The sequence below is a fragment of the Streptomyces hilarionis genome (assembly GCF_024539675.1).
Classification (GTDB): Bacteria; Actinomycetota; Actinomycetes; order Streptomycetales; family Streptomycetaceae; genus Streptomyces; species Streptomyces hilarionis.
In genome coordinates this window covers 141168-153827 of record NZ_JAHHIT010000038.1, presented here as the reverse complement: position 1 = coordinate 153827, position 12660 = coordinate 141168, and the positions used below count along the sequence as shown (strand labels likewise).

Sequence of the window (12660 nt, the reverse complement as noted above, 5' to 3'; positions counted from 1 at the left end):
CCTCGGCCCCGCTCCCGACCCTCGAACCCGGCCGGCGCCGCCCCCGACTCCCGTCTCCCCCCAGCCGTCAGGCCGGGGTGGTGACGAAGTCGATCAGTTCCTCCACCCGGCCCAGCAGCTCCGGCTCCAGGTCCTTGTAGGAGCCCACCCGCTTCAGGATCGCCTGCCAGACCGCGCCCGTGTTCTCCGACGGCCAGCCCAGGGCGCGGCACACGCCCGTCTTCCAGTCCTGTCCGTGCGGGACGCGCGGCCAGGAGGGGATGCCCAGGGCGGCCGGTTTCACCGCCTCCCAGACGTCGATGTAGGGGTGGCCGACGACCAGGGCGTGCTCGCTGGTCACCGAGCGGGCGATGCGCCACTCCTTGGTGCCGGGCACGAGGTGGTCGACCAGGACGCCGAGGCGTGCGTCCGGTCCCGGGGCGAAGTCGGCGACGATGGACGGCAGGTCGTCGACGCCCTCCAGGTACTCCACGACGACGCCCTCGACGCGCAGGTCGTCGCCCCACACCTTCTCGACCAGTTCGGCGTCGTGCCGGCCCTCGACGTAGATGCGTCCGGCGCGGGCGACCCGCGCGCGGGCGCCGGGGACGGCGACCGAGCCGGAGGCGGTGCGGGAGGGGCGCGCCGGCCCCGCGGCGGGTCTGACGAGGGTGACCGTGCGGCCCTCCAGCAGGAAGCCCCCCGGCTCCAGCGGGAACACCCGGTGCTTGCCGAAGCGGTCCTCCAGGGTCACCGTGCCCGCCTCGCAGCGGATCACCGCGCCGCAGAACCCGGTGCCGGGCTCCTCCACGACGAGACCGGGGTCCGCCGGGACCTCGGGGACGGCCTTCGGCTTCTTCCAGGCAGGGGTCAGGTCGGTGGAGTACTCGCGCATTCGGATGACGATAGGAGAAGCCGCGGGGCGAGGGTCACACGGTCAGCGCGACACGCCGAAACGGGTCGCCAGGGCGTCGCGCTGGGCCCGCACGAACGCGGCGTCCACCGTCGCCCCGTGGCCGGGCACGTACAGCGCGTCCTCGCCGCCGAGGTCCAGGAGGCGGTCGAGGGCGGCGGGCCAGCGGCCGGGGACCGCGTCCGGCCCGGCCTGCGGTTCGCCGGACTCCTCGACCAGGTCGCCGCAGAACACCACCTCCGGCGAGCCTGCGGCTCCGGGGACGAGGACCACCAGGTCGTGGGCGGTGTGGGCGGGGCCGACGTTGGCGAGCAGGACCTGGCGCCCGCCGCCCAGGTCGAGGGTCCGCTCGCCGCAGACCGGGTGGCGGGGGCGCACGAGCGTGTCGACGGCCTCGGCCGCCGCCGCCTCGGAGAGGCCGCACCGCACCGCGTCCGCCCGCAGCTCCTCGCCCGGCACCGCGTCCGCGCCCACCGCGCCGAAGACCTCCGCGCCCGCGAACGCCCCCGCCCCGAACACATGGTCGAAATGCGGGTGGGTGAGCGCGAGATGAGTCACACGCGCCCCCGTGAGCTCCTCGGCCTGGGCGCGCAGCCGGACCCCTTCCGCCAGGCTGGATCCCGCGTCCACCAACAGCACCGCGCCCGCCCCGACGACCAGCCCCGCCGTGCAGTCCCAGCCCGGCAGCCGCACCCGGCCGACACCCTCGGCGAGCCGCTCCCATCCGAGCTCTTCCCAAGTCACCGTCATACCGCGACGCTAGCTGGACCACGCCCCGTGAGGGGCCGACCTTGCCCCGGGTGTACCCCACAGCCGTACACTGGGCCGGGGAACGCTGGCACTCGGATGTGACGAGTGCCAGGCGGGACGCCCAGGGGCCGGCCCGGGGGACCGGGGGACGACATTCTTGGAGGTGCGCGCGGATGCTGAGTGAACGCAGGCTCCAGGTTCTGCGCGCCATCGTCCAGGACTACGTCGGCACCGAGGAGCCCGTGGGGTCCAAGGCGCTCACCGAGCGTCACAACCTCGGCGTCTCCCCGGCGACGGTCCGCAACGACATGGCCGCCCTGGAGGACGAGGGGTACATCGCCCAGCCGCACACCAGCGCCGGGCGCATCCCCACGGACAAGGGCTACCGCCTGTTCGTCGACAAACTGGCCGGCGTCAAGCCGATGACCGGCCCGGAGCGGCGGGCCATCCAGAACTTCCTCGACGGCGCCGTGGACCTCGACGACGTCGTGGCCCGCACGGTGCGGCTGCTCGCGCAGCTCACCCGTCAGGTCGCCGTCGTGCAGTACCCGTCCCTGACCCGTTCGACCGTGCGGCACGTGGAGCTCCTCTCGCTCGCGCCCGCGCGCCTGATGCTCGTGCTGATCACGGACACCGGGCGGGTCGAGCAGCGGATGGTGGACTGCCCGGCGCCCTTCGGGGAGTCCTCGCTGGCGGACCTGCGCGCGCGGCTCAACAGCCGGGTCGCGGGCCGCCGGTTCTCCGACGTGCCGCGTCTGGTGGAGGATCTGCCGGAGGCCTTCGAGGCGGAGGACCGCGGCACGGTCACGACGGTGCTCTCCACGCTGCTGGAGACGCTCGTCGAGGAGAACGAGGAGCGGTTGATGATCGGCGGCACCGCCAATCTCACCCGCTTCGGACATGACTTTCCCCTCACCATCCGGCCCGTCCTGGAGGCACTCGAGGAGCAGGTCGTGCTCCTCAAGCTCCTTGGCGAGGCGGGGGATTCGGGCATGACCGTACGCATCGGTCACGAGATCGCCCATGAGGGGCTCAACTCCACTTCCGTGGTGTCGGTCGGCTACGGTTCGGGCAGCGAGGCAGTCGCCAAACTGGGCGTGGTCGGACCGACCCGCATGGATTACCCGGGAACGATGGGAGCGGTACGAGCGGTGGCACGGTACGTCGGACAGATCCTGGCGGAGTCGTAAGTGGCCACGGACTACTACGCCGTCCTCGGCGTGCGCCGCGATGCGTCGCAGGAAGAGATCAAGAAGGCCTTCCGGCGGCTCGCGCGCGAGCTGCACCCGGACGTCAACCCGGATCCGAAGACCCAGGAGCGGTTCAAGGAGATCAACGCCGCTTACGAGGTGCTGTCGGACCCGCAGAAGAAGCAGGTCTACGACCTCGGCGGAGATCCGCTGTCCCAGTCGGGCGGCGGTGGCGCCGGCGGGTTCGGGGCCGGCGGCTTCGGGAACTTCTCCGACATCATGGACGCGTTCTTCGGCACGGCGTCCCAGCGCGGGCCCCGCTCGCGCACCCGCCGCGGCCAGGACGCGATGATCCGGCTGGAGATCGACCTCGAGGAGGCGGCCTTCGGCACGACCAAGGACATCCAGGTCGACACGGCGATCGTCTGCACCACGTGCAGCGGTGAGGGCGCGGCGCCCGGGACGACCGCCCAGACGTGCGACATGTGCCGCGGCCGCGGCGAGGTGTCGCAGGTGACCCGGTCCTTCCTGGGCCAGGTCATGACCTCGCGGCCGTGCCCGCAGTGCCAGGGCTTCGGCACCGTCGTGCCGACGCCGTGCCCGGAGTGCGCGGGCGACGGACGGGTCCGCTCGCGTCGCACGCTGACGGTGAAGATCCCGGCCGGCGTCGACAACGGCACCCGCATCCAGCTCGCGGGCGAGGGCGAGGTCGGCCCCGGCGGCGGCCCCGCCGGCGACCTGTACGTCGAGATCCACGAGCTGCCGCACTCCCAGTTCCAGCGGCGCGGCGACGACCTGCACTGCACGGTGACCCTCCCGATGACGGCGGCCTCCCTCGGCACCAAGGTGCCGCTGGAGACGCTGGACGGTCTGGAGGAGGTCGACATCCGGCCCGGCACCCAGTCCGGCCAGTCGATCCCGCTGCACGGCCGGGGCGTCACGCACCTGCGGGGCGGCGGCCGCGGCGACCTCATCGTGCACGTCGAGGTGCAGACGCCGACGAAGCTGGACCCGGAGCAGGAACGCCTGCTGCGCGAGCTGGCCAAGCTGCGCGGCGAGGAGCGGCCCACGGGTCAGTTCCAGCCCGGTCAGCAGGGCCTGTTCTCCCGGCTGAAGGACGCGTTCAACGGACGCTGAGCGGTGCCGGAAGGCCGCCGCGCAGGCGGCCCCGGCACCCGCGCGGGCACGGCGCGGGGCCGATTCGGACTTGTTCGGAGGACGTGACAACATGCCGTCATGTCCTCCGCGCTGACCGATCTCCTCCCGCACCCGATCGTGCAGGCCCCCATGGCGGGCGGTGTCTCCATGCCCCGGCTCGCCGCCGCCGTGGCCGAGGCCGGCGGACTCGGTTTCCTCGCGGCCGGGTACAAGACGGCCGACGGCATGTACCAGGAGATCAAGCAGCTGCGGAGCCTGACCGGCCGTCCCTTCGGCGTGAACCTCTTCATGCCGCAGCCCGAGCATCCCGGCGCGGGCCCCGGCTCCCAGGCCGCGGCGGGCGCCCCCCTTCCCGCGGCGGGCGCCGTAGAGGTCTACGCCCACCAGCTCGCCGGCGAGGCCGCCTGGTATGCGACCGAGCTCGGCGACCCGGACAGCGGCCGCGACGACGGCTACGACGCCAAACTCGCGGTGCTGCTGGACAACCCGGTGCCGGTCGTGTCCTTCCACTTCGGGGTCCCCGGCGGCGACACGCTGGAGGCCCTGCGGCGCGCGGGCACGGTCACCCTGGTCACGGCGACCACCGCCGAGGAGGCCGTCGCGGTGGAGCGGGCCGGCGCGGACGCGGTGATCGTGCAGGGCGTCGAGGCCGGCGGTCACCAGGGCGCCCACCGCGACAACCCGGAGACCGACGGCTGCGGCGTCGGCCTGCTCTCGCTGCTCGCCCAGGTCCGCGAGTCGGTGCGGCTGCCGGTCGTCGCCGCCGGCGGTCTGATGCGCGGCAGTCAGATCGCCGCGGTCCTCGCGGCGGGCGCGAGCGCGGCGCAGCTGGGCACCGCGTTCCTCGCCACACCCGAGTCCGGCGCGCACGCCGTGCACAAACAGGCGCTGACCGACCCCCTCTTCGTGCGCACCGAGCTGACCCGCGCCTTCTCCGGCCGCCCCGCCCGCGGCCTGGTCAACCGCTTCCTGCGCGAGCACGGCCCCTACGCGCCCGCCGCCTACCCGGAGGTCCACCACCTGACCGCGCCGCTGCGCAAGGCGGCGGCCAAGGCGGGCGACGCGCAGGGCATGGCGCTGTGGGCCGGACAGGGGCACCGGATGGCCCGTGACCTGCCCGCGGGGCGGCTCGTGGAGGTCCTGGCGGCCGAACTCGCCGAAGCGCGGACAGCGTTGTCGCGGTTCCCGGCCGGAGACGGAGGCCGCTCGTGACCGCCCCCGTCTTCGTCGTCGACGAACTCCGCGGCGCCGCGACCGCGTTCGTGCTCGACGGCCCCGAGGGCCGGCACGCCGTCTCCGTGAAGCGGCTGCACGCCGGCGAGGAGGTCGTCCTCACCGACGGCGCCGGTCGCTGGGCGCGGGGCGAGGTCGTCACGACCGAGGGCAAGGACCGGCTGGTGGTGAGCCTCGCGGAGGTGGTCGAGGAGCCCGCCGAGTCGCCCCGGATCACCGTCGTCCAGGCACTGCCCAAGGGCGACCGGGGCGAGCTGGCCGTCGAGACGATGACCGAGACCGGCGTGGACGCGATCGTGCCGTGGGCCGCCTCGCGCTGCATCACCCAGTGGCGGGGCGAGCGCGGGCTGAAGGCGCTCGCCAAGTGGCGGGCCACCGCCCGCGAGGCCGGCAAGCAGTCGCGCCGGGTCCGCTTCCCCGAGGTCGCCGAGGCGGCGACGACCAAGCAGGTCGCGGCGCTCCTGGCCCGGGCCGACTTCGCCGCCGTCCTGCACGAGGACCGCGCCTACCCCAGTGCGCCCCTGGCGACCGCCGAACTGCCCGCCTCGGGCGAGATCGTGCTCGTCGTGGGGCCCGAAGGCGGCGTGTCCCCCGAGGAGTTGGCGCTGTTCGAGGAGGCGGGCGCGAAGGCGCACCGCCTCGGTCGCAGCGTGTTGCGCACGTCGACCGCCGGCACGGCGGCGACCGCCCTGCTGCTCGGCCGCACCGGCCGCTGGTCCTGACCCCGGGGGGACGCTGTGGAACTCGCCCAAGTACGGCTGCTCGTGACCGACTTCGCCGCCTGCTACCGCTTCTACGCCGACACCCTCGGCCTCAGGCCGCAGTCGGGCGCGGCGGACGGCCCGTACGAGAAGTTCAGCCCCGTCACCGGCTCGGCCGGCATCGCGTTGCAGGACCGGGCGATGATGGCCGCCGTCCTCGGCGAGCTGGGCGACGCGGCGAGCGGGCACCGCTCCCTGGTGGTGCTGCGCGTCGACGACCTGGACGCGTACTGCGCGCGGATCGTGGACCGGGGCGCGGTCCTGTTGCGGGGCCCCGTGCCGATGACCGACCGGATGCGCGTCGCCCATCTCAAGGACCCGGAGGGCAACCTGGTGGAGCTCCAGCAGTGGCTGCTGCTGGGCGGCTGAATCCCGCCGCCGCGACCGCCGCGACGCGTGAGGATCCGTGCGGAACATGACCGCATCCGGGCTACCGGACCGCCCGCCCCGGTGGGAGGCTGCCCTGCATGGGGGCATTGAGGCGTGTTTGGCTTCTTCCGGCGGCGGCCGCGGCCGCGTTGGGCGTCGTGGCGTGCGAACCGGGCGGACTGAGCACCCTGTCGGTCGCCTACACCACCGACGCGGCGGCGACCGCGGAGATCCAGCGGCGGCACGTGAACGTGCGCTGGCTGACCTGCACGGCACGCGACGACCACGAGGGATCGGACGGGGTCGTCGCCTCGGTCGACTGCCGGGGCAAGACCGGTGACGGGCGGGACATCACCGTCACCGGGAAGGTCACCCGGGCCGTCGACGGGGCCTGCGTGCGCGGGGACCTGAGCGCCGTCGTGGGCGGGAAGCAGCTGTTCCGGGTGAGCGGGCTCGGCGACTGCCGGTCCGCGACGCCGTCGCCGGTGGGCCGGCCGTCGGGCGGCCCCACCGGCACGGCGCGGCCGGACGTCCGGCCGACGGTCACCGTCACGGTGACCGTCACCGAGACCGTGCACGCCGGCGCCGTGGGAAAGTGATCGAAACCGCCGACCAGCCGCCCCGCCGTTGCCTACAGTGAGGCGGGTGACCCAGCCCGCGACGCCTGCCGCGTATCTCAGATTCCCGCACCTGCACGGCGATTCGGCGGTCTTCACCGCCGAGGACGACGTGTGGCTCGCGCCCCTGGACGGCGGCCGCGCCTGGCGGGTCAGCGCCGACAACGTGCCGGTCTCCACGCCGCGCGTCTCGCCCGACGGCGCCACCGTCGCCTGGACCTCCACCCGCGACGGCGCCCCCGAGGTGCACATCGCCCCCGTCGACGGCGGCCCGTCCACCCGGCTGACGTACTGGGGGAGTTGGCAGACACGGGTGCGCGGCTGGACCCCGGACGGCCGGGTCGTCGCCGTCAGCAGTCACGACCAGGCCACGCTGCGCCGCACCTGGGCCCGGGCCGTGCCCGTCGACGGCGGACCGGCGGCCACCCTGCCCTACGGGCCCGTCGGCGCCGTCGCCCACGGTCCGCACACCGTGCTCCAGTCCGCGCCGATGGGCCGCGAGGCCGCCCACTGGAAGCGCTACCGGGGCGGCACGGCGGGCAAGCTGTGGATCGACCGGGCCGGCGAGGGGGAGTTCGTCCGGATCCACGAGGACCTCGACGGCAACATCGAGTGCCCGGTGTGGGCGGGCGACCGGCTCGCGTTCCTCTCCGACCACGAGGGCACGGGAGCCCTGTACTCCTCCCTCGCCGACGGCTCCGACCTGCGCCGGCACACCGCGATCGACGGGTTCTACGCCCGCCAGGCCGCCGGCGACGGCACCCGCATCGTGTACATGGCGGCGGGCGAGCTGTGGCTGCTGGAGGACCTGGACGGCGCCGAGCCGCGCCGGATCGACGTCCGGCTCGGGGGCCAGCGCGCCGACCGCCGCCCGCATCCGGTCCCCGCCTCCCGCTGGCTCGGCGGGGCGGCGCCCGACCACACCGCGCGCGGCAGCGTCGTCGAGGTGCGCGGGGCCGTCCACTGGCTCACCCACCGCGGCGGGCCCGCCCGCGTGCTCGCCGCCGAGCCCGGCGTCCGCGCCCGGCTCCCGCGCGCCTTCCGCACCGAGGGGGAGGAGTGGGCGGTGTGGGTGACGGACGCGGAGGGCGAGGACGCGCTGGAGTTCGCCCCCGCCACCGGACAGACCCCCGGCGCCGCACCGCGCCGGCTCGCCGCCGGACGGCTCGGCAGGGTCCTGGAGCTCGCCATGGCGCCCGACGGCAGCCGGGCCGCCGTCGCCGCGCACGACGGTCGGCTGCTGCTCGTGGAACGCGAGACCGGCGAGGTCCGCGAGGTCGACGCCAGCCCCGACGGCGAGGCGTCCGGCCTGGTCTTCTCGCCCGACTCGGCCTGGCTCGCCTGGTCGCACCCCGGCCCGCGCCCGCTCAGCCAGCTCAAGCTCGCCAACGTCACCGACCTGTCCGTCACCGAGGCCACCCCGCTGCGCTTCCGGGACTACGCGCCCGCCTTCACCCTCGACGGCAAGCATCTGGCATTCCTGTCCACCCGTGCCTTCGACCCGGTCTACGACGAGCACGTCTTCGACCTCTCCTTCGTCTCCGGCGCCCGCCCGCACCTGATCACCCTCGCCGCGACGACCCCGTCCCCGTTCGGCCCGCAGCGGCACGGCAGGCCGTTCGAGGCGCCCGACAAGGACGAGACGCCCGACAGCGAGGGCGCCCCCACCACCCGGATCGACCTGGAGGGCCTCGCCGACCGGATCGTCGCCTTCCCCGTGGAGGCCGGCCGGTACTCGGGACTCGCCGCGGCCAAGGACGGGGTCCTGTGGCTGCGCCACCCCGTCCGCGGTGTCCTCGGCGCCTCCCGGGCCACCCCGGACGACCCCGACCCGCACACCGAGCTGGAGCGCTACGACCTCGTCCAGCAGCGCATCGAGCACCTCGCCGCCGACGCGGACGGCTTCGAGGTCAGCGGCGACGGCAAGCGGCTGCTGCTGTGGACCGACGGCAAGCTCAAGGTCGTCCCCAGCGACCGGCGCGCCTCCGGCGACGAGGACAGCGACACCCAGGTCACCGTCGACCTCGGCCGCATCCGCCGCGTCGTCGACCCCACCGCCGAGTGGCGGCAGATGTACGACGAGAACGGCCGCATCATGCGGGACAACTTCTGGCGGCCGGATCTCGGCGGGGTCGACTGGGACGGCGTCCTGGACCGCTACCGGCCCGTGCTGGAGCGGGTCGCGACCCACGACGACCTCGTCGATCTGCTGTGGGAGGTGCACGGCGAGCTCGGCACCTCGCACGCCTACGTCATGCCGCGCGGCGGACGCGGCCGCGGCGACCGGCAGGGGCTGCTGGGCGCCGACGTCTCCCGGCACGAGGACGGCGCGTGGCGCGTCGACCGCGTCCTGCCCTCGGAGACCTCCGACCCCGACGCCCGCTCCCCGCTGGCCGCGCCCGGCGTCGCGGTGCGGGCCGGCGACGCGATCCTCGCCGTCGGCGGGCAGCCGGTCGACCCGGTCACCGGGCCCGGGCCGCTGCTCGTCGGCGCCGCGGGCAGGGTCGTCGAGCTGACGATCTCGCCGTCCGGCGGCGGCGAGCCCCGGCACGCCGTGGTGGTGCCCGTCGCGGACGAGGAGGCGCTGCGCTACCACGCGTGGGTCGCGGACCGTCGCGCGTACGTGCACGAGGCCTCGGGCGGGCGGCTGGGCTATCTGCACGTGCCCGACATGCAGGCGCCGGGGTGGGCGCAGATCCACCGTGACCTGCGGGTGGAGGTCGCGCGCGAGGGGCTGATCGTGGACGTCCGGGAGAACCGGGGCGGCCACACCTCCCAGCTCGTCGTGGAGAAGCTGGCCCGGCGGATCGTCGGCTGGGACGTGCCGCGCGGCGTGCGGGCCTCCAGCTATCCGGAGGACGCGCCCCGCGGGCCCGTGGTCGCCGTCGCCAACGAGTTCTCGGGGTCCGACGGGGACATCGTCAACGCGGCGATCAAGGCGCTCGGGATCGGGCCGGTGGTGGGCACGCGCACCTGGGGCGGGACGGTCGGGATCGACAGCCGCTACCGGCTGGTCGACGGGACGCTCGTCACCCAGCCCAAGTACGCGATCTGGCTGGAGGGGTACGGCTGGGGCGTGGAGAACCACGGCGTCGACCCGGACATCGAGGTCGTCTGCGCTCCCCAGGACCACGCGGCCGGCCGGGACGTCCAGCTGGACGAGGCCGTGTCCCTGGCGCTGGCCGCCCTGGAGTCGACCCCGGCCAGGACGCCCCCCGCGCTGCCCTGACCGCCCGGCGCCCGGCCCGGTGGGCGCGCGGGAGTGCGCGGGCCCGGGGCGGCGGCCCCCGGATACGATGCCCCGAACCGACCGACTGTCCGAGGAGGACACGCATGGCAGGGGAACCGCAGGACGACTGCCTGTTCTGCAAGATCGTTTCGGGCACGATCCCCGCGACGATCGTGCGGGAGACCGGGACGACCGTCGCCTTCCGGGACATCAACCCGCAGGCGCCCACCCACGTCCTGGTGATCCCGAAGGCGCACTACCAGGACGCCGCCGCCCTCGCCGCCGCCGCGCCCGAGCTCGCCGCCGACGTCCTGCGCGAGACCCGGGAGGTCGCGCAGGAGGAGAAGCTGGAGAGCTACCGCACCGTCTTCAACACCGGCGCCGGCGCCGGCCAGACGGTCTGGCACGCCCACGCGCACGTCCTCGGCGGACGCGGCCTGCACTGGCCCCCCGGATAGGGCGTCGTGTCCGTCCGCGAACTCGTGGTGCTCGGCACCGCCAGCCAGGTCCCCACCCGCCACCGCAACCACAACGGCTACTTCCTGCGCTGGGACGGCGAAGGCCTCCTCTTCGACCCGGGCGAGGGCACCCAGCGCCAGATGGTGCGCGCCGGCGTCGCCGCCCACGACATCCACCGGATCTGCGTCACCCACTTCCACGGGGACCACTCCCTCGGACTGGCCGGCGTGCTCCAGCGCGTCAACCTGGACCAGGTCCCGCACCCCGTCACCGCGCACTACCCGCGCTCCGGGCAGCACTTCTTCGACCGGCTGCGCTACTCCACCGCCTACCGCGAGACCGTCGGCGTCACCGAGGCCCCCGTGGACGCGGACGGCGTGCTGGCGACCGCCTCCTCCTACCGGCTGGAGGCCGCCCTGCTCTCGCACCCCGTCGAGTCCTACGGCTACCGTCTCGTCGAGCCCGACGGCCGCCGCATGCTGCCCGAACTGCTGGCCGCGCACGGCGTGCGGGGGCCGGACGTGGGCCGCATCCAGCGGGAGGGCTCCGTCGGCGGGGTGTCGCTGGACGACGTCAGCGAGGTGCGCCGCGGGCAGCGGTTCGCGTTCGTCATGGACACCCGGCTGTGCGAGGGCGTGCACGCCCTCGCCGAGAGCGCCGACCTGCTCGTCATCGAGTCGACCTTCCTCGACGAGGACGAGCGGCTCGCCGTCGACCACGGGCATCTGACCGCCGGTCAGGCGGCCCGGGCGGCGCGGGACGCGGGCGTGCGGCACCTGGTCCTCACGCACTTCAGCCAGCGGTACTCGGAGCCCGCTGAGTTCGAACGGCAGGCACGGGCGGCCGGGTTCGAGGGCGAGCTGACCGTGGCGCACGACCTGCTCCGGGTGCCGGTTCCGAAACGCCGGTGAAGCGGCCGTACGATGCTTTGATGCCCCTCCCCAAAGCTGAACTGCACCTGCACATCGAAGGCACCCTGGAGCCGGAGCTCGCTTTCGAGCTGGCCGTCCGCAACGGCGTCGAGCTGCCCTACGCCGACACCGAGGCGCTCCGCGAGGCGTACCGGTTCGAGGACCTCCAGTCCTTCCTGAACCTGTACTACGAGCTGATGGCGGTGCTGCGCACCGAGCGGGACTTCGAGGACCTCGCGAACGCCTACCTGGCCCGGGCGGCCGCCCAGGGCGTGCGGCACGCGGAGATCTTCTTCGACCCGCAGGCCCACCTCGCGCGGGGCGTGGACATGGGCACGGTCGTGGACGGGCTGTGGCGGGCGCTGGGCGTCAGCGAGGACGCCCACGGCGTCTCCACCCGGCTCATCCTGTGCTTCCTGCGCGACGAGTCCGCCGAGTCTGCCCTGCGGACGCTGGACGCGGCGAAGCCGTACCTCGACCGGATCACCGGCATCGGGCTGGACTCCGCCGAGGTCGGGCATCCGCCGGCGAAGTTCCGCGAGGTGTACGAGGCCGCGGCCGCGCTCGGGCTGCGCCGGGTGGCGCACGCCGGCGAGGAGGGCCCGCCGCAGTACATCACCGAGGCGCTGGACGTCCTCGGCGTCGAGCGCGTCGACCACGGTCTGCGCTGCATGGAGGACCCGGCGCTGGTGGAGCGGCTGGTGCGGGAGCGGATCCCGCTGACCCTGTGCCCGCTGTCCAACGTCCGGCTGCGCACCGTCGACGTCCTCGCCGAGCACCCGCTGCCGGCCATGCTCGACGCCGGGCTCGTCTGCACCGTCAACTCCGACGACCCCGCCTACTTCGGGGGCTACGCCGGCGACAACTTCGACGCCGTCCGCACGAGCCTCGGCCTGGGCGAGGAGCGGCTGCGCGAGCTGGCCCGCAACTCCTTCGTCGCCTCCTTCCTGGAGGACGACGAGGAGCGCCGGGCCCGGTATCTCGCCGAGGTGGACGCCTACACCTTCTGACCGGCCGCACCTTCTGGCCGGCCGCACCTTCCGAGCGGCCGTACCTTCTGAACGGCCGGTCGGGCGGGTCCGGGTTCCGCC

General features: G+C 74.4%; 12 protein-coding genes. 10 read left to right on the top strand and 2 right to left on the bottom strand.

Annotation, left to right across the window (positions count from 1 at the left end):
- Nucleotides 1–67: 67 nt before the first annotated feature.
- Together KMS84_RS07555 and KMS84_RS07550 are read right to left on the bottom strand one after the other, a co-directional pair.
- Nucleotides 68–874 carry a DUF3097 domain-containing protein gene (locus KMS84_RS07555; protein ID WP_256915292.1) on the bottom strand — a complete coding sequence of 269 codons (807 nt, stop codon included), beginning with the start codon at nt 872–874 and terminating at the stop codon, nt 68–70.
- A gap of 42 nt (nt 875–916) precedes the next feature.
- Complete coding sequence (locus KMS84_RS07550; RefSeq protein ID WP_256915291.1) at nt 917–1642, bottom strand: MBL fold metallo-hydrolase; 726 nt, start codon at nt 1640–1642, stop codon at nt 917–919.
- A 173-nt stretch (nt 1643–1815) separates the two neighbouring features.
- Between KMS84_RS07550 and hrcA the strand changes: the two genes are divergently transcribed.
- From hrcA to KMS84_RS07500, 10 genes are all read left to right on the top strand, one after another.
- The gene (hrcA, locus tag KMS84_RS07545; protein WP_256915290.1) at nt 1816–2832 is read left to right on the top strand and encodes a heat-inducible transcriptional repressor HrcA; all 1017 of its coding nucleotides are present in this window, start codon (nt 1816–1818) and stop codon (nt 2830–2832) included.
- Nucleotides 2833–3969 carry a molecular chaperone DnaJ gene (dnaJ, locus tag KMS84_RS07540; protein ID WP_256915289.1) on the top strand — a complete coding sequence of 379 codons (1137 nt, stop codon included), beginning with the start codon at nt 2833–2835 and terminating at the stop codon, nt 3967–3969.
- 99 nt (nt 3970–4068) lie between these two features.
- Nucleotides 4069–5202, top strand: a complete 1134-nt coding sequence (locus KMS84_RS07535) for a nitronate monooxygenase (protein ID WP_256915288.1) — start codon at nt 4069–4071, stop codon at nt 5200–5202.
- The gene (locus KMS84_RS07530; RefSeq protein WP_256915287.1) at nt 5199–5945 is read left to right on the top strand and encodes a 16S rRNA (uracil(1498)-N(3))-methyltransferase; all 747 of its coding nucleotides are present in this window, start codon (nt 5199–5201) and stop codon (nt 5943–5945) included. The genes KMS84_RS07535 and KMS84_RS07530 overlap by 4 nt, the downstream gene beginning before the upstream one ends.
- A gap of 15 nt (nt 5946–5960) precedes the next feature.
- Nucleotides 5961–6353, top strand: a complete 393-nt coding sequence (locus KMS84_RS07525; protein ID WP_256915286.1) for a VOC family protein — start codon at nt 5961–5963, stop codon at nt 6351–6353.
- Between the two features lie 98 nt (nt 6354–6451).
- The gene (locus KMS84_RS07520) at nt 6452–6952 is read left to right on the top strand and encodes a hypothetical protein (protein ID WP_256915285.1); all 501 of its coding nucleotides are present in this window, start codon (nt 6452–6454) and stop codon (nt 6950–6952) included.
- A gap of 46 nt (nt 6953–6998) precedes the next feature.
- Nucleotides 6999–10199: a S41 family peptidase gene (locus KMS84_RS07515; protein WP_256915284.1), complete on the top strand. Its 3201-nt coding sequence runs from the start codon at nt 6999–7001 to the stop codon at nt 10197–10199.
- A 104-nt stretch (nt 10200–10303) separates the two neighbouring features.
- Nucleotides 10304–10657, top strand: a complete 354-nt coding sequence (locus KMS84_RS07510; protein WP_256915283.1) for a histidine triad nucleotide-binding protein — start codon at nt 10304–10306, stop codon at nt 10655–10657.
- Between the two features lie 6 nt (nt 10658–10663).
- Nucleotides 10664–11569 carry a ribonuclease Z gene (locus KMS84_RS07505; protein ID WP_256915282.1) on the top strand — a complete coding sequence of 302 codons (906 nt, stop codon included), beginning with the start codon at nt 10664–10666 and terminating at the stop codon, nt 11567–11569.
- Between the two features lie 20 nt (nt 11570–11589).
- Nucleotides 11590–12579 (top strand): adenosine deaminase, encoded by a 990-nt coding sequence (locus tag KMS84_RS07500; protein WP_256915281.1) that lies wholly within the window; start codon nt 11590–11592, stop codon nt 12577–12579.
- Nucleotides 12580–12660: the final 81 nt, after the last annotated feature.